This is a genomic window from Streptomyces sp. NPDC001880 (genome assembly GCF_053594575.1).
The window spans coordinates 27,467-43,305 of the sequence record NZ_JBSFET010000032.1; the positions used below are offsets into that span (position 1 = coordinate 27,467).

Sequence of the window (15,839 nt, forward strand, 5' to 3'; positions counted from 1 at the left end):
CAAAGAACCGGTGCCGCCCGCACTCCGGCTCCGGCTCCGGCTCCGGCTCCGGCTCAGTAGGTGACGACGATGCGGCGGCCCACTCCGTCCACCTCGATCTGTCCGCCGAACGGAATGACCAGTTGGGGGTCGGTGTGGCCGAGGTCCACGTCGAGCACGGCCATCGTTTCGGGGGCATACTCGCTTAACGCCCGCAGAACCGCCTGCCGTTGCTCCTCACGGAAGCGCTCCCCCGATTCGGCGTCGAGCGGCTGCTCGAACGACCAGTTCTTGGCCCGGCCCATGAGGAGGGCGGGGAACCGCGCGAGCAGACCCCGCTCTCCCATGTTCCGCAGAATCCGGTAGACCTCCTCTGCCGAAGGCATCTCCTCGCACGTTTCGAGGAACAGCACCCGCCCCGCGTAGCCGTCGACCGGCCGGATCTCACGATCGGCCATCAGCATCCAGGAGAGGATCTCCAGACTTCCGCCCCAGCTCGCGCCCTGCACGGTCCGGCCGTCTGCGTTGTGCCATGTCCAGCCGTTGCAGGGCCGCATCTCGGGTTCGGAATCGAAGGTGCGGGGCTCCTCCCACCGGCCGTTCGCCCCACCGGTCTCCTTGGACGGGGTGAGTTCAAAGGCGCCGTGGGTGAAAAGGGCGGCCCGCAGGGACTCGGCGGTCAGCGGGTGGATCGCGCCGGGACGCCCCATCTCGACCATCACCGTGCCACCGTGATATCCGACGATGCCCAGGTTTTCGAGGAGCACCAGCAGGTTGGTGTTGTCGCTGTACCCGAAGAAGGGCTTGGGGTTGGCGCGCAGCAGGTCGCGGTCCAGGTGCGGCAGCACGGTGATCTGGTCGTCGCCGCCGATGCTGGAGATCACGGCCTTGATGTCCGGGTCGGCGAACGCCGCGTGGATGTCGGCGGCCCGTTCCTGCGGGGTGGATCCCATCTTCCGCGTCGTCGGGTATTCCACGGGTTCGAGCCCGAATTCCCGGCGGAGCCTGCGCAGTCCCAGCTCGTGGGGCAGGGGCAGGATGCCGGGGAGGCCGGAGGAGGGGGACAGCACGGCGACACGGTCACCGGGCCGGGGCTTGGCGGGGTACTGATTGGTCGACATCCGATGAGCGTAGGCGGCTCGCGAGGCGGCGTCGTCGAGTTTTCGCTCCGGCCGACGGCGGCAGAGGCAGGGCCCCGCCGCCGGCCCACAGGTCACTCGTCGAAGGATCCGTGCCGGCCCGCACCGCCCCCGAACCGTTCGGCCCCGGCCTGCGTCTCCCCCGAGGTCAGTGGCACCAGACCGTGCCGGTACTCCGCGGCCAGCGCTTCGGGCTCGCTCAGACCGTGCTGCTCGCGCACCGACAGCCGGTCGTGGCGCAGGCACAGTTGCGGGAACGCGGCGATCTCCCGGGCCAGCCGCTCCGCCGCGCCGCGCGCCTCGCCGGGCGGCACGATCCGGTTGGCAAGCCCCATGGCGTACGCCTCGGCGGCCGGGACGGGCCGCCCGGTGAGAATCATGTCCATGGCCCGGCTCTCACCGATCAGACGCGGCAGCCGCACGGTTCCGCCGTCCACCAGCGGCACACCCCAGCGGCGGCAGAACACCCCGAACACCGCATCCTGCTCGGCCACCCGGAGGTCGCACCAGACGGCCAGCTCCAGGCCCCCGGCCACCGCATGACCGGAGACCGCCGCGATGACGGGCTTGCTCAGGCGCATCCTGGTCGGCCCCATCGGCCCGTCGCCGTCGGCCAGGACCTCGTTGCCCCGCGCCGTGCCGATGCCCTTCAGGTCTGCGCCCGCGCAGAACGTTCCGCCCTCGCCCCACAGCACGGCGACGGACGCGTCCGGATCAGCATCGAACTCCCGGAAGGCATCGGCCAGTCGGCTCGCGGTCGGCCCGTCCACGGCGTTGCGGACCTCGGGCCGGCTCAGGATCACCGTGAACACGGGGCCGTCGCGCTCGGTCCGCACGGCTGGTTGTTCGCTCATCGTTCGGCCTCCCACAGTGGCTGACGCCGGGACGACGGAGATCCCGGTCGGCACAGCCCGATTCATGCGATTCTCACGCAACCGTTCTACGGTGGGGCTCGTGACCCAGATGAGCCCGCCCGGCTGGCACCCAGACCCCGGGTATACAGGAATCGGTCCCGTCCACGAGCGCTGGTGGGACGGCACCCGTTGGACCGACCACCTCCGTGTGCCACCCGCCGTCGCCCGGCGCCGCCGTACGCGCATCGGACTGGGCATCACCGCCGGTGTGGTGGTCCTCGCCGCCATCGGGAGCGGCCTCTTCCTGCTGTCGGACAACTCCGGCGACACCGATGAACGCGCGGCGCCGAATCCGTCCACCGCGCCGGAGGCTCCCGGCCCCGAGCCGGGCGCGCCGGGCGGAGGCGGAGGCGAGAGCGGGGGCCCCGAGCAGCGGATGCCACAGACCGAGGAGGGCTACGCCACGGACCTGGCCAGCGGGATCAGCCTGCCGGTGCCCGACGGCTGGAAGGGCAGTTCCGGAATCGCCGGTGCGGAGGTGACCACGGGTGAGTACCCCTGTCCCGGTGACACCGCCGAGAAGTGCGTGCGCGGCGGGGTGGTCTCCATGCCCGCGAAGGGCCTGAAGCTCGACACCACGACTGCGAAGGCCACGGCGGTGAAGGACATCTCCGCCAATGCCACGGAATCGTACGGCTCGCAGGGCTACGGCGACATCACCTCGCATCAGGAGCTGAAGTCCGAGCCGGTCACCGTGGCCGGCGAGCAGGGCTACGTGGTGCGCTGGAAGGTGGTGACGGAGAACGGTGACGACGGGTACGTCCAGTCGCTGGCCTTCCCGTCCCCCCGCTCCAAGGACATGCTGATCGTGGTCCGGTCCGGCTTCGACATCAACTCCGAGGCGCCCTCACTCTCGGTCATGGACGACATCACCAAGGGCATCAAGGCCGCCTCCGGAACGGGTTCCGATCCCGGCACCGAAGCGTAGGGGCCCGTCACCGGACGGGCACGGTGGCCCGCCCTCGTGCATCCGGGCGTGAGTACGCGGGCGGGTCGAGCTGAGTACGTCGTCCGATCCGGCGGCGGGCGGCCGCTGGTCGAATGACAGTCATGCTTCCTGACGCACCGCTCCGCCCCCGCATCCAGCAGGTCACCACGGCCGGCACGACTCTGGCGCTGTCCCTGGCCCCGCTGGTGATCGGCGTGCTGCTCGCCAAGACCATGGCGACGGATCCGATGACCCCGGTGAACGCGCTGGTCACGCGGGGCGGGCAGGCCGTACCGGTCTCGCCCGCGCAGTGGCGCGGATGCAGCAGGCAGGCACTGCGCAACTGGAGGGGCCCGCTGCGCGCGGGCGGGCGCACCGCCGCCCTTGTCCGGCGGTGCCCTGGGATCCGGCGCGGGCATCGCCCCGAACAGGTGCCGGTCGAGCGCTGAATAGCCGCCGGACCCGGCGTCAGGCCCGACGGCAGTGCAGGAACAACTGGGGCTCCGCCAACGCCGCTTCGTACTCCGGGGTGAAAAGGGTGCTCTGCTCCCACACCACCGAGAAGCCGGCCTCGGTGACCAGCTCCGTGAACTCCTCCGGTCCGAAGCTCGTCGCCCGTACCTCGTGCCCCATGAAGACGACACCGAGGTCCTCGACGTCCAGTGGCACGGTGGCCACGACCAGATGGCCGCCGGGAACCAGCAGCCGCGCGAGCTTCCGCAGGACTTGGGACTGGTCCTCGCGGGACATCTGAAGCAGTGAGAAGTACGCGCAGGCCGCATCGAAAGCTCCCTGGTCAAAGGAGAGTTCGCGGATGTCGGCGCATTCGAAGGCCGCGCCGGGCACCTGCCGGACCGCCAGCTCGACCATGACGGGCGAGACATCGACCCCCAGCACGTCATGCCCGGCCTCGGCCAAGGTCAGTGCGGTCGGCCGCCCGGTACCGCTACCGACGTCCAGGACCCGGCTGTGCGGTGCGAGGTCGCCCAACAGCCTTTGCAACGAGGCGTGATGGGCGGCGGATCCGCCGAATGCCCGCTCGTAGTCGGCGCCCAGTGCGTCGAACACCGTGGCGGCGGCGAGGCCGTGGTCCTCGTCCATCGATGTGGTTCCTTCCGTAGCCCCCTGCGGTCCCCGGAATCGTTTCATCATTCGTCACTGCCTTCAACGCCCTTACCTCGCAAGGGACATGGGGCCCAGGGGACCTTCCACGAATGAGGGAAAGGAAGGGAACAGAGGTGCGGTACACCCCACTCTCTCATCAGCGACGGCCTCGAAAACCGATTCCCCACCCGTACTCGGGTTCACTACACTCGCCACGAATCGCACGCCGCAGCAGCTCCGCGGCGCGCACCGTGACGAGTGGGGGGAGACCGGCCGTGCGCTACCGCACCGCTGCCGTCGTTCCCCCGTCGCGGTACGAGGTGATCCTGGTGTCTACGTGCGCCCGGTGCAGGCTGCGCGGCCCGTACCGGTCCCCCGCGACGAACAACTGACCCCGCACCGCCCGGCGTCGACACGACCGGGCGGAAGCCCATCGGTGCGACGCTCCACGTCCGGGGTCTTCGCCCGGCCTGATCGCAGGCCGGTCCGTCCGGGAATCGCGCCGTCCCGTTCCGGATCACTCCGAAAGGCCATGGGCCGTGCGTACCGAACTCCACCGCCAACCCACCAGTCCGCTGAACGCCGTTCGCAATCTGGGCATCCTCGCTCATGTCGACGCGGGCAAGACCACCGTCACCGAGCGGATCCTCTATCTCACCGGCGCCGTCCACAAGCGGGGTGAGGTCCATGACGGCACGACCGTCACCGACTTCGACTCCCAGGAACGCGACCGCGGCATCACCATCTTCGCCGCCGCGGTGAGTTGTACCTGGGACGGTAACCGGATCAACCTGATCGACACCCCCGGCCATGTCGACTTCTCCGACGAGGTGGAGCGATCGCTGCGGGTGCTGGACGGCGCGATAGCGGTGTTCGATGCCGTCGCGGGTGTCGAGCCGCAGAGCGAGTCGGTGTGGCGGCAGGCCGACCGGCACGGGGTGCCGCGGATCGCCTTCGTCAACAAGCTGGACCGTGCCGGGGCCGACCTCGACGCCGCGGTCGCCTCGATCAGGGACCGGCTGCACACCGTCCCACTGGTGGTCCAGCTGCCGATCGGGAGCGAGGACGGTTTCACCGGAGTGGTGGATCTGCTCCGCATGCGCGCCTTGATCTGGGCCGAAGGCCGCGACACCTACGAGGAGGGGCAGGTCCCGGACGGGCTGCGCGAAGAGGCGCAGCGCCGCAGGCGGCTGCTCGAAGAAACGGTGGCGGAGCTCCATCCGGCCGCGCTGGAGGAGTTCTGTGCAAAGTCCTCGGTCTCCGAGCGGACTCTGACGGCCGCGCTGCGCGACCTGACCCGCACGGGTGAGGCCGTCGTGGTGCTGTGCGGTTCGGCCTACCGCAACCGGGGGGTCGAGCCGTTGCTGGAGGCCGTCGTGGCCTTCCTGCCCTCACCACTGGACGTGCCGGCGGTGCGCGGCACGCTGAACGGTGCGGTGCAGGAGCGGGCCGCCGATCCGGCGGCGCCGTTCGCCGCGCTGGTGTTCAAGGTGAACTCGACGGCCACGGGACGGCTGGCCTTTCTGCGGGTGTACTCGGGAACGATCAGAAAGGGGGACACGGTGCTGGACGCGGGGACGCGGCGCCACGAGCGCATCGGACGGATCCTGCGGGTGCAGGCCGGCCGGCACTCGGACGTGGAGACGGCGGTGGCCGGGGACATCGTCGCGGTGATCGGGCTGAAGGCGGCCCGCACCGGAGCCACGCTGTGCGCCCCAGCGGCACCCCTGGTCCTCGAACCACCCGTCTCGGCCGACCCGGTCGTCTCCGTGGCGGCGGAGGCCCGCCGGAGCACCGACACCGAACGGCTGGTGACGGCGCTGGCGCGGCTGGTCGAGGAGGATCCCTCACTCAGGGTCCGCACCGACCCCGAGACCGGGCAGACGGTGCTTTCGGGAATGGGGGAACTGCATCTGGAGGTCGCGGTGGAGAAGATCCGGCGTGCTCACGAGCTGGAGATCGGCGTCGGCAGGCCGCAGGTGGCGTACCGGGAAACGGTCGCCCGCGGGGTGTCCGGGCTGGTGTACCGGCACGTGAAGCAGGACGGGGGCGCCGGACAGTTCGCCCATGTCGTCCTCGACGCGGAACCGTTGGAGGCCGACGATCACCTCGCCGGCAACGGCGGCGATGCCGGTTTCGAGTTCCGGTCGACCGTCGTCGGCGGGCGGGTGCCGCAGGAGTACGTCCGTGCGGTGGAGGCCGGGTGCCGGGACGCGCTGGCCGAGGGCCCCCTGGGCGGGCACCCGGTGACCGGACTGCGGGTCACACTGACCGACGGCGCCACCCATTCCAAGGACTCCTCGGAGATGGCGTTCCGCACGGCGGGCCGATTCGCGCTCCGCGAGGCGCTGCGCGCGAGCGCGATGGTGCTGCTGGAGCCGGTGGCGGAGGTCACGGTCACCGTGCCCGACGACGCCGTGGGCGGGGTCCTCGGCGATCTGGCGGCGCGGCGCGGCCGGGTCTCGGGCTCCACCACCCGGGCGGGCACGGCGGTGATCACGGCGACCGTGCCGCTGGCGGAGCTGTTCGGCTACGCGACCCGGTTGCGCAGCCGGACCCAGGGCCGGGGAACGTTCACCTCGCGCCCCACCGGCTACGCCCCGGCGCCGAAGCCGGTTTCCCCGGGGACTTCGGCCCGGTAGCGGCCCAGCCGGTCCCGCCCGTCCGCGGGCGGGACCGGCTGGGCCGAATCGTCGGTGGCATCCCGTACCGGGCACGCGGTGGAAACACCGAGGGGCCGAGGCGCGGCAGACGCAGCTGCACGATGTGCGGCACGCCTGTCTGTCCTGGCGGTGAACAAGAGAGTGCCGGGGCACCGTGGCGTCGATGTGAGCCGGGCACAGCGACCTGTCGTTCACACAGAAAAACGATCAAGGGCCCTGCTCACCGAAGTGAAACAAGGCCCTGACCTCCGACTTTCAAAGTCGGGACGACAGGATTTGAACCTGCGACCCCTTGACCCCCAGTCAAGTGCGCTACCAAGCTGCGCCACGTCCCGATGCCCGCCTGACCTGGGGTTTCCCCCTGGCCGAACGCGCATGAGAACAATACCGCACTCGGGCGGGTGGTCACGAACACCTTTACCGCTTGACCTCAACCAAGCTTGATGTTCAACGCTTGTTCCATGACGAACACCACTGCCGCACCAAAGCGCGACTACCGCGACATGAACCGCCTGATGAGCCTGATGACCGGGGACGAGAAGCACGGTCCCGCGGCGACCTCCACCCTGGACGCCCTCTGGGTGCTGTACGACCGGGTGCTGCGGGTGACGCCCGGCACCGTCGACGCGCCCGGCCGTGACCGGTTCCTGCTGTCCAAGGGGCACGGGCCGATGGCGTACTACGCGGTCCTGGCGGCGCACGGGTTCTTCGGGGAGGAGCTGCTGTCGGAGTTCGGGGCGTACGACTCGCCGCTCGGGCACCATCCGGACCGGACGCTGGTGCCGGGAGTCGAGATCGGGAGCGGGTCGCTGGGGCACGGGCTGCCGCTGGCCGTGGGGAGCGTGCTCGGGCTGCGGGCGCAGGGGCTCACCGATCCGCGGGTGTGGGTGCTGATCGGGGACGCCGAACTGGACGAGGGGAGCAATCACGAAGCGCTCGCCTATGCCGGCCCGGCCGGGCTGGAGCAGTTGCACACCGTGGTGATCGACAACGCGTCGGCCTCGTACGCCCGGCCCGGCGGGATCGCGGCCCGGTTCGAGGCGGCGGGCTGGTCGGTGGGCACCGTCGACGGACGGGACCACGAGGCGCTGTACGCGGCCTTCACGGCGCCGCACCCCGGACGGCCGCGGGCCGTGATCGCACGCGTCGACCCGAAGGACTGAACCGACGGACCGTACCGGACAGGTGCCGCCGCGAGGACCGAAGAGAACATGAGAGGGACACTTCAGATGGATACGATGCGTGACCGCTTCATCGCCACCACGTCACAGCTGCTCGACGAGGACCCGCGCCTCGCGCTGGTCCTGGCCGAGATCAGCCGGGCCGGCTTCGACCGGGCCGAGCGGGCGCATCCGGACCGGGTCGTCAATGTGGGGATCAGGGAGCAACTGCTGGTCGGAGCGGGCGCCGGGATGGCGCTCACCGGGCTGCGGCCGATCGTGCACACCTTCGCCAGTTTTCTGGTGGAGCGGCCGTTCGAGCAGGTCAAGCTGGACTTCGGCCACCAGGCAGTGGGCGGGGTGCTGGTGAGCGCCGGAGCTTCGTACGACTGGCCGGCCGGCGGGTTCACCCATATGTCGCCGGGCGATGTTGCGCTCCTGGACACCCTGGACGGCTGGACGGTCCATGTGCCGGGCCACCCGGACGAGGCGGAGGCGCTGCTGCGGGAGGCCGCGGCCGGGGACGGCCGGGTGTATGTGCGCCTGTCGGCGCAGTCCAACGACCGGGCGCGGCCGGTCGGCATGGGGGCCGGGTTCACCACGGTACGGGAAGGGACGGGCGCGGCGGTGATCGCGGTCGGGCCGATGCTCGACAATGTGCTCGCCGCGACCGACGGGCTCGATGTGACGGTGCTGTACGCGACGACGGTGCGCCCGTTCGACGGGGCCGGGCTACGACGGGCGGTCGGCGGTCACGGGGTCGCCGATGTGGTGATCGTCGAGCCGTATCTGGCGGGCACCTCCACGGCCGCCGCCAATGACGCGCTCGCCGAGCTGCCGCACCGCGTGCTGGGGCTCGGAGTGGCGCGGGCCGAGCTGCGCAAGTACGGGGAGATGGACGAGCACCTCGCCGCACACGGCCTGGACGCCCGGGGACTGCGGGAGCGGATCGGCGCCTTCCTCCACCGCTGACCGGGGAGGAGCAGCACCGGGCCGGGGCCGCCTCTCCCCCGGCCCGCACCGGAGGCGCCAGAAGCACCGCGCGGCCATCGCGTGCCCTGTCGGGGCCCGACTGGGCACTCGCGCGCGCACGGCCGACGGTCCGAGCAGCGCCGTGACCGCCCTGCACGGCTGGGACGGCGGTACGGGAAGGGGCCGCAGTGGCGTGTGACGTCCAGTCCGACGCGTACGGGCCGCCTTAGGCGATTCCGTGTCTCCGCAGCAGGCCGAACCTGGGCGGGCGGAGCGTCCATGCGCCGCTCGTCGCCCTCTCTCGGGACACCCCTGCATCCGCAGACGTTGCGCGACGCGGTGCGGGTGCGGGCAGGCGCGGACTCGGCGGTGCTGACCTTCCTGGACGGGACGACGGTCGAGGTCTGACCGCCGCCGGAGTCAGATTCCGATGCTGTTCCCCTCCCGTTGGTCGATGTGCCCGACGAGCTCCAGGGCCAGCGACTTGATGGTGTCGAGCCCCGCCCTGCCCCACGGGCGGGGCACGGTGTCGACCGCGCAGACTGCCCCCAGGGCGATGCCCGTGCGGTCGATGAGGGGTGCGCCGAGATAGGAACGGATGCCTATGTCGTCGACCACCGGATTGCCCGCGAACCTGGGGTAGTCGCAGACGTCCTCCAGCACGAGCGCCTTGCGCCGCACGACGACATGCGGGCAGTAGCCGCGGTCGAGCGCGACGTATCGGCCGCTGCGACTGCTGCCCGCTGCCGCGGCACCCAGGTCGGAGCCCTTGTGCGTGCCGGCCGGAGTGTGCAGCCCGGCGAAGAACTGCCGGTTGCCGTCGATGAAGTTGACCATCGAGAAGGGCACTTCGGTCACCTCGGCCACCCGGTCGGCGAAGGCGTCGAAGTTGTCGAACGACGCGTCCGCGCGTTCCCCGAGCCCGAGCGTCCTCAGCCGCTGGGTACGGACGACGGCATCGCTGTCGACGGGTGTGAGCAGCATGCGACCGGTGGCGTTCCGGGTCATGGGCGGGCTCCGAAGCCGGTCAGCGGAGCCGGCGCCGAGGTGACGTTGATCAGGTGCTGAACCAGCGTGACCAGCGCCCCGGTGCCCGAGCTGGCGATCCGGGCGTCGCAGAGCACCACCGGTACGTCCGGCCCCAGGTCGAGGGCGGCCCTGATCTCCTCCGGCGCGTAACGGTAGGCGCCGTCGAACTCGTTCACCGCGATGATGAATCCGATGCCGCGCCGTTCGAAGAAATCGACGGCGGCGAAGCACTCGGCAAGCCGACGGGTGTCCGCGATCACGACCGCTCCCAGCGCCCCCTGGGAGAGCTCGTCCCACATGAACCAGAAGCGTTCCTGGCCCGGGGTTCCGAACAGATAGAGGACGTGCTGCTCGTCGAGGGTGATGCGGCCGAAGTCCATCGCCACGGTGGTCGCGGTCTTGGACTCGATGCCCTCAAGGCTGTCGGTCGCGGCGCTGACCTGGGTCAGCAGCTCTTCCGTGCTCAGCGGTGCGATTTCGCTGACCGCGCCGACGAATGTCGTCTTGCCGACGCCGAACCCGCCCGCCACCAGCACCTTGAGCGCGACGGGAAAGCCTTCGGAGCCGGCGGGGCCTGCGGCCCCGGAGACGTCCGGGATGCCGCCGCGGTCGACGTGGGCGGGTTCGGATTCGAAGTCCGGCCGGGATTCGTAGCCCTGCCCGGCTTCGTAACCCGGAACGTCGGCGTGGCCCCGCCCTGCTTCGTAACCCGACCCGGATTCGAAGCCCCGCCCGGTTTCGTAACCCGACCCGGCTTCGTAACCCGGAACATCCCCGTGGCCCTGCGCGTCACCGTGCCTGTAGCCCGGACTCTCCCCGTAGCCGTAGTCGTAGTTCTGCGCGGCCCCGTAATCCTCCGCACTTCCGTAGTTCTGCGTGTCCCCGTAGCGGCCGTGACTTCCGTGGCTTCCGAAGCCTTCGGCGCTTGCGTTGTTCTCGTACGCGGCGGAGCTGCCGAAGCCGTCAGAGCTGTCGTCGTAAGCCATCGAGCACTGCCTCCAGCAGAGATCGGTCGGTGGGCATGTCATGGAAGGCGGGCGGGTGCGCGGTCACTGCCCCGCAGTCGACCAGGTCGGAGACGAGCACCTTGGTGACGACTGCGGGCAACCGCAGGTGAGCGGCGATCTCGGCCACCGAGGTGGGACCGCCGCACAGCCCCAGCGCGACGGAGTGCTCGGGGCCGAGATGTATCTGCGGTTCGGTCCCCGTGGCCATGACCAGGGAGAGCAGATCGAGCACGGCCGTCGGACGGGTACGGCCGTTGCTCACGGTGTACGGGCGGATGAGCCGGCCGGCCGCGTCGTCGAGCAGCGGCCCCTCCTGAGAAACCGACACCCTCACAGCCCCGTGGCGCCGGGTGTCCCGGCCGCTTGTCTCACCGGCGTCATCAGATAGGGCCGGACGCTCTTGACCAGCATGGTCATCTCGTAGCCGAGTACGGCCGCGTCCGCCTCGCGTCCGGCAAGGACGGCGAGACAGGTGCCTGACCCGGCGGTGGAGACGAACAGGAGGGTCGAGTCGAGCTCGACCACCACCTGCCGTACCTCGCCACTGTCGCCGAAGCGCGCGCCCGCGCTGCGGCCGAGCGAGTACAGGCCGGCGGCCAGCGCCGCCATGTGGTCGGCGCTGTCGGCGTCCATGCCATGAAGGGATTTCACCAGCCCGTCGGCGGAGAGGAGAACCGCGCTGCGTGTGTACGGGACGCGCTGGACCAGCCCGCTCAGCAGCCAGTCGAGGTCCGAGACCTGACCGGACGGCATATCGGTCGCCATGGTGCATCTACTCCTTGGAGGTGTTCGTATCGAGGTGGTCGTCGGCCGGGGCCGCGCCCTGGTCCGGGGCCGAGGGGTACGGGGCGACGGTCGCGGTGAGCCCGCGCACCGGCAGCGGTGCGAGCGGGGGCCGGGACTGCGGGGCTGCCGCTGCCTCCGGGCTCGTGTCAGGTTCCGGGGCGGCGTCGGCCTCGGACTCGCTGCGGGCCTCGGCGAGTTCGATGCCTCGTCGGAAGGCGGCCACGAGCCCCGGGTCGTGCAGGGTCTGTTCGTCCTCGGTGCGCGGGGCCGGTGCCGCCCTGAGCTGCGGGACCAGGTGCTCCTGGTTGGCGCGCCGGGGCAGCTGGGGCCGGCCCATGGTGCCGCGTACCACTCCGGGCTCGGAGTGGAGTGCGTCGGGGCCGTCGTCCGTGGAACGGATTCCGGGACGGGCCTCGGCCGGGGTGGGGCGGTCGAGGTGCTCGGAGCGCAGCGGGAGCGGTGGTGCCTCGCCCTGGCCCTGTGCCTGCTGGGGCGGTTGGTGCAGGCGCAGCGGCTGGCTGGGCACATAGGGCTGACGTCCGGTGTTCGGCTGCGGACCCGGTGCGGAGTCCGGGCCGGGGCTCAGGCTCGGGTTCGGCCTGTGCCGGCCGCCCCTTTCGGCCTCGGCCGGTGGACGGTGTACGGGGCCCGGGGGCGGGACCGGGGCCGCGCCTTCCGCGGCCGGGGCATCCCCGTCGACGCCCAACAGGGACTGCGGGAGGACGAGTACGGCCTGCGTGCCTCCGTAGATGTTGCTCTGCAGCCGGACCGCGATGCCGTGCCGCCGGGCCAGTGACGCGACGACGAACAGGCCGATCCGGCCGTCCTGGAGCAGGTGGGCCACGTTGACCTGGTCGGGGTCGGCGAGCAGGGCGTTCATCCGCTTCTGCTCGTTGCCCGGCATGCCCAGCCCGCGGTCCTCCACTTCAAGGGCCAGTCCGGCGGTGACCTGCTGGGCGCGCAGCAGCACTTGGGTGTGCGGTGCGGAGAACACGGTTGCGTTCTCCACCAGTTCGGCCAGCAGATGGATCACGTCGGCCACCGCGTGGCCGCGCAGCGTGCCGTCGATCGGCGGGACGAGCTTGACCCGGGGGTACTGCTCGACCTCGGCGATCGCCGAGCGCAGTACCTCGGTCATGGTGACCGGGTTGCTCCACTGCCGCCGGGACACGGCGCCACCGAGGACGGCGAGGTTCTCGGCGTGCCTGCGGATGCGGGTGGCGAGATGGTCGACCTGGAAGAGACCCTTGAGCAGATCGGGGTCCTCGACCTCGTGTTCCAGTTCGTCGAGGAGCTGGATCTCGCGGTGCACCAGCGACTGGAGCCGGCGGGCGAGATTGACGAAGACCTCGACCTTCTGGTCCTCGCCGGAGTGGTCGAAGAGCCGGGACGCCTGGACGACCGCGGCCACGGCTGCTTCCTGCTGGCGGCCGAGTTCCTGGGCGAGCAGCTCGAAGGCGTCGCTGCCCGGGGCGGCGGGCTCGGTGGGCCTGCGCGCGGTCACCGGTTCGCCGTTGCGGAGCTGTTCCAGCACCTGTCGCAGCTCGGCCTGGCCCTGGGCGCTGGCGCGGCGGAGTGCCAGGCAGCGTCCGAAGACCGTAGTGGCGACGCGGTTGGCGGCGAGGTACGCGGCCAGGACCGAGGCGAGCGCCAGCGCACCGGCCGCGCCCAGCACGGTCCAGAGTTCGGTGGGGGGCCGGGCTCCGGTGGAGCGGGCGGTGAAGATGACCGCTGCGGCTCCGCTCAGTACCGCTGCGAGGGTCGGCAGCACCGCGGTGCGCAGGATCTGGGGGCGTATACGCGCCTCGGGGGACGGCTGGGCGGCGCGCGGCCTGCCCGTGGCCGAGTGGGAACGGGCACCCGGTCGGCCGTGCCGTCCGCCCTCTCGGCGTTCCGGTCGCGCTTCGGGTGCGCGAAGTTGAGACATCAGTGTCCTCGGTACGTGGGGCACCTGGAATCGGCGTTCATTCGGTGGCACCTACGGTGGTCCAGGCTCGGTTCTTCGGTCGGGCAGGCTCGAAAGTCATGAGCCCACCGTTGATCACCGGCCACACACGGTAGTCGTCAATCACACGGGTGCGGCGGGCAGTTGTCGAACTTGCCCGCCATCCGTCCCGCCCTGGTATGAGCGCTCGCACGGTTGACCGATTACGACCGCATTGACACCTGATCGGCGGGCACCCGAACGGCCTACGGATGCGAAACCCCTGAACACGGGAAACGGCTCGGCCCGTCCGGTCCTGCCGGACGGGCCGAGCCGTCTGATGTCCCCCACATGATCCGTACGCCGCTACGCGCTCGGCGCCACCTCGGCGTGGTCCGCCTCCGCACCCTCGGGCTCGCAGCCCTTGCCGTCCGCCGGATCGGCAGACGGGTCCGTGATCCGGGCCGCGCCCACAGGCCTGCGTTCCAGCGGCTGCGGAGCCACCTCGCGCCACCAGGGCTCGGAAGGCATGGTCCGCGCCGTGGGTTCGAAGGGCTCACCGGGCCGGGGCAACGCGATCCGGGCACCCACGTCCTGCGCTGCGGCGAGGGTGCCCTCGCCCGGCTCGGCCCACGGGTGCGGGGCGAGGTTGAAGGTGGCCCAGTGGATCGGCAGCATCACCCCGAGCGGCTTGCCGCCCTGGAGATCCAGATGGGCCCGCATCCCCTCGGCCGGTGTCATATGGATGTCGGGCCAGTACTCGGAATAGGCACCGATCTGGATCATCGTCGCGTCGAACGGGCCGTGCTCGGCGCCGATGTCCTTGAAGCCGGGGAAGTAGCCGGTGTCACCGCTGTGGTAGATCCGGTGCTCGGGACCGGCGACGGCCCAGGACGCCCAGAGCGTGTGCTGCTGGTTACGCAGGCCGCGGCCGCAGAAATGACGCGCCGGGGTGGCGGTCAGGCCGATCCCGGCGATCTTCGTGGTCTCGTTCCAGTCCAGTTCACGCATCCGGTCGGCGCAGACGCCCCACCGCTCCAGGTGGGCGCCGACACCGAGCGGGACGGCGAACACCGTGTCCGTGCCGGCGAGGGCCCTGATCGTCGGCAGGTCGAGGTGGTCGTAGTGGTCGTGGGAGATCACCACCGCGTCCACGGGCCCGAGGGCGGCGAGCGGCAGCGGGACGGGGTGCAGCCGTTTGGGTCCGGCGAAGGCGAAGGGGGAACAGCGCTCGCCCCAGACCGGGTCGAAGAGCACCCGTCGCCCGTCGATCTCGGCGAGCACACTGGAATGGCCCATCCAGGTGAGCCGCAGCCCCGTGGCGGGCATCTCGGCGAGATCGGCGTAGGTGGTGGCGTGGACCGGCACGGTGCCGGCCGGTGCCCGGCGCGCCCGCTCCTCCTTGCGGAAGTAGACCTTGGCGAACTCCAAAGCGGATCCGGACGGCTTGGTCCGCGCCCCCACCGGGTTCTGGAAGACGCCGTCGGCGAAGTTGGGCGAGCGGCGGATGCGCTCCATGCGGGCACCGCCCGGGTCAGCGCCGAATGCTGCGGGGCGCAGCGAACGCAGCCGGGTGCGGAGCGGAGGCAAGGGGGCAGCGCCGGTCACAGCATCTCCTGGGGGAGTCGGTTCGTCTCATTATGGGCAGGGGGTACGGGGGCGCGAAGGTGGAAGGCCCGCGGCGCCGACGCCCGGACCGGGCCGCGTCAGCCGCGCGGCTGCCCGTACACGTGGTCGATGTGGAGCCGCAGCACGATGCGCCGGTCTCGGACCATCGCGCTGCGGTAGTCGTCCCAGTCGGGGTGTTCGCCCTGGACGTCGCGGTAGAGAGCGATGAGCTCCTCCACCGTCGCGTCGTGCGGATCGGTGGCGACCGGGGACAGCTCGGCGGTGGCGTCCACGACCGTCCACGCCCAGCGGTCCGCGCTGGTGACGTGGTAGCTCGCCCGGGGGTCGCGGCGGAGGTTCTTCGTCTTGGCCCGGTCGTCGGTGATCGAGACGCGGACGATGCGCTCCTGGGGGTAGTAGAAGTGGTTGACGTTGGACAGCTGGGGCCGGCCGTCCCGCCTGAGCGTCACGAGCACTCCTCCGTTCTCCTCGGCGAGCAGCCCGAGCAGCGCTTCCTGCCGTGCGTCGAATCCCGTCATGCCGGATCCAACGTCCGTGCCCGCCGCAGGATTCCGCATCCGGCCGGATCGCGATGTCACATCCGAGGACCCCTCGTCCGTCACACC

16 protein-coding genes and 1 tRNA gene are annotated in these 15,839 nt (G+C 71.0%); 6 read left to right on the forward strand and 11 right to left on the reverse strand.

The annotated features are described in order from the left end of the window. Positions 1 to 53: 53 nt before the first annotated feature. The gene (locus ACWCQ6_RS19270; protein ID WP_451090638.1) at positions 54 to 1,100 is read right to left on the reverse strand and encodes a S66 family peptidase; all 1,047 of its coding nucleotides are present in this window, start codon (positions 1,098 to 1,100) and stop codon (positions 54 to 56) included. A 92-nt stretch (positions 1,101 to 1,192) separates the two neighbouring features. Next, on the reverse strand, positions 1,193 to 1,972 hold the full coding sequence (locus ACWCQ6_RS19275) for a crotonase/enoyl-CoA hydratase family protein (RefSeq protein WP_451090640.1): 780 nt from the start codon (positions 1,970 to 1,972) through the stop codon (positions 1,193 to 1,195). Positions 1,973 to 2,081: 109 nt separating this feature from the next. Between ACWCQ6_RS19275 and ACWCQ6_RS19280 the strand changes: the two genes are divergently transcribed. Together ACWCQ6_RS19280 and ACWCQ6_RS19285 are read left to right on the forward strand one after the other, a co-directional pair. After that, entirely contained in the window at positions 2,082 to 2,960 is an 879-nt protein-coding gene (locus tag ACWCQ6_RS19280) for a DUF2510 domain-containing protein (RefSeq protein WP_451090710.1), read from the forward strand. A 122-nt stretch (positions 2,961 to 3,082) separates the two neighbouring features. After that, a complete protein-coding gene (locus ACWCQ6_RS19285; protein WP_451090642.1) occupies positions 3,083 to 3,409 on the forward strand; it encodes a hypothetical protein in 327 nt (108 codons plus the stop codon). 19 nt (positions 3,410 to 3,428) lie between these two features. Here ACWCQ6_RS19285 and ACWCQ6_RS19290 read toward each other — a convergent pair whose 3' ends face one another. Next, positions 3,429 to 4,061, reverse strand: coding sequence for a class I SAM-dependent methyltransferase (locus ACWCQ6_RS19290; protein WP_451090644.1), 633 nt, complete (start codon positions 4,059 to 4,061; stop codon positions 3,429 to 3,431). Positions 4,062 to 4,603: 542 nt separating this feature from the next. On the opposite strand from ACWCQ6_RS19290, the gene fusA reads away from it, so the two are divergent. Next, positions 4,604 to 6,706, forward strand: coding sequence for an elongation factor G (gene fusA / locus ACWCQ6_RS19295; protein WP_451090646.1), 2,103 nt, complete (start codon positions 4,604 to 4,606; stop codon positions 6,704 to 6,706). Positions 6,707 to 6,988: 282 nt separating this feature from the next. On the opposite strand, the gene ACWCQ6_RS19300 is transcribed toward fusA, so the two are convergent. After that, a tRNA-Pro gene (locus tag ACWCQ6_RS19300) sits at positions 6,989 to 7,062 on the reverse strand. A gap of 126 nt (positions 7,063 to 7,188) precedes the next feature. On the opposite strand from ACWCQ6_RS19300, the gene ACWCQ6_RS19305 reads away from it, so the two are divergent. From ACWCQ6_RS19305 to ACWCQ6_RS19315, 3 genes are all read left to right on the forward strand, one after another. Continuing rightward, a complete protein-coding gene (locus tag ACWCQ6_RS19305) occupies positions 7,189 to 7,890 on the forward strand; it encodes a transketolase (RefSeq protein ID WP_451090648.1) in 702 nt (233 codons plus the stop codon). Between the two features lie 66 nt (positions 7,891 to 7,956). Further along, a complete protein-coding gene (locus ACWCQ6_RS19310; RefSeq protein WP_451090650.1) occupies positions 7,957 to 8,859 on the forward strand; it encodes a transketolase family protein in 903 nt (300 codons plus the stop codon). A gap of 279 nt (positions 8,860 to 9,138) precedes the next feature. Further along, positions 9,139 to 9,267, forward strand: coding sequence for a hypothetical protein (locus tag ACWCQ6_RS19315; protein ID WP_451090652.1), 129 nt, complete (start codon positions 9,139 to 9,141; stop codon positions 9,265 to 9,267). 12 nt (positions 9,268 to 9,279) lie between these two features. Here the strand turns inward: ACWCQ6_RS19315 and ACWCQ6_RS19320 are convergent, their stop codons facing one another. The 7 genes from ACWCQ6_RS19320 to ACWCQ6_RS19350 all read right to left on the reverse strand — a co-directional run bounded on the left by ACWCQ6_RS19320 (position 9,280) and on the right by ACWCQ6_RS19350 (position 15,752). Next, entirely contained in the window at positions 9,280 to 9,867 is a 588-nt protein-coding gene (locus ACWCQ6_RS19320) for a GAF domain-containing protein (protein WP_451090654.1), read from the reverse strand. Beyond that, the gene (locus ACWCQ6_RS19325; protein ID WP_451090712.1) at positions 9,864 to 10,487 is read right to left on the reverse strand and encodes a GTP-binding protein; all 624 of its coding nucleotides are present in this window, start codon (positions 10,485 to 10,487) and stop codon (positions 9,864 to 9,866) included. The genes ACWCQ6_RS19320 and ACWCQ6_RS19325 overlap by 4 nt, the downstream gene beginning before the upstream one ends. Before the next feature lie 364 nt (positions 10,488 to 10,851). Next, on the reverse strand, positions 10,852 to 11,223 hold the full coding sequence (locus ACWCQ6_RS19330) for a DUF742 domain-containing protein (protein ID WP_451090656.1): 372 nt from the start codon (positions 11,221 to 11,223) through the stop codon (positions 10,852 to 10,854). A 2-nt stretch (positions 11,224 to 11,225) separates the two neighbouring features. Beyond that, complete coding sequence (locus tag ACWCQ6_RS19335) at positions 11,226 to 11,660, reverse strand: roadblock/LC7 domain-containing protein (RefSeq protein WP_072488891.1); 435 nt, start codon at positions 11,658 to 11,660, stop codon at positions 11,226 to 11,228. Positions 11,661 to 11,667: 7 nt separating this feature from the next. Next, the gene (locus tag ACWCQ6_RS19340; RefSeq protein WP_451090658.1) at positions 11,668 to 13,608 is read right to left on the reverse strand and encodes an ATP-binding protein; all 1,941 of its coding nucleotides are present in this window, start codon (positions 13,606 to 13,608) and stop codon (positions 11,668 to 11,670) included. Between the two features lie 363 nt (positions 13,609 to 13,971). Next, positions 13,972 to 15,213 (reverse strand): MBL fold metallo-hydrolase, encoded by a 1,242-nt coding sequence (locus ACWCQ6_RS19345; RefSeq protein WP_451090660.1) that lies wholly within the window; start codon positions 15,211 to 15,213, stop codon positions 13,972 to 13,974. Positions 15,214 to 15,311: 98 nt separating this feature from the next. After that, positions 15,312 to 15,752 carry a PPOX class F420-dependent oxidoreductase gene (locus ACWCQ6_RS19350; RefSeq protein ID WP_451090662.1) on the reverse strand — a complete coding sequence of 147 codons (441 nt, stop codon included), beginning with the start codon at positions 15,750 to 15,752 and terminating at the stop codon, positions 15,312 to 15,314. Between the last annotated feature and the right edge of the window lie 87 nt (positions 15,753 to 15,839).

Bases quoted from the DNA above. Each gene is read 5' to 3' on its own strand.
- ACWCQ6_RS19270 (WP_451090638.1), bottom strand. From the start codon at position 1,100: ATGTCGACCAATCAGTACCCCGCCAAGCCCCGGCCCGGTGACCGTGTC.
- ACWCQ6_RS19275 (WP_451090640.1), bottom strand. From the start codon at position 1,972: ATGAGCGAACAACCAGCCGTGCGGACCGAGCGCGACGGCCCCGTGTTC.
- ACWCQ6_RS19280 (WP_451090710.1), top strand. From the start codon at position 2,082: ATGAGCCCGCCCGGCTGGCACCCAGACCCCGGGTATACAGGAATCGGT.
- ACWCQ6_RS19285 (WP_451090642.1), top strand. From the start codon at position 3,083: ATGCTTCCTGACGCACCGCTCCGCCCCCGCATCCAGCAGGTCACCACG.
- ACWCQ6_RS19290 (WP_451090644.1), bottom strand. From the start codon at position 4,061: ATGGACGAGGACCACGGCCTCGCCGCCGCCACGGTGTTCGACGCACTG.
- ACWCQ6_RS19305 (WP_451090648.1), top strand. From the start codon at position 7,189: ATGACGAACACCACTGCCGCACCAAAGCGCGACTACCGCGACATGAAC.
- ACWCQ6_RS19310 (WP_451090650.1), top strand. From the start codon at position 7,957: ATGGATACGATGCGTGACCGCTTCATCGCCACCACGTCACAGCTGCTC.
- ACWCQ6_RS19315 (WP_451090652.1), top strand. From the start codon at position 9,139: ATGCGCCGCTCGTCGCCCTCTCTCGGGACACCCCTGCATCCGCAGACG.
- ACWCQ6_RS19320 (WP_451090654.1), bottom strand. From the start codon at position 9,867: ATGACCCGGAACGCCACCGGTCGCATGCTGCTCACACCCGTCGACAGC.
- ACWCQ6_RS19335 (WP_072488891.1), bottom strand. From the start codon at position 11,660: ATGGCGACCGATATGCCGTCCGGTCAGGTCTCGGACCTCGACTGGCTG.
- ACWCQ6_RS19340 (WP_451090658.1), bottom strand. From the start codon at position 13,608: ATGTCTCAACTTCGCGCACCCGAAGCGCGACCGGAACGCCGAGAGGGC.
- ACWCQ6_RS19350 (WP_451090662.1), bottom strand. From the start codon at position 15,752: ATGACGGGATTCGACGCACGGCAGGAAGCGCTGCTCGGGCTGCTCGCC.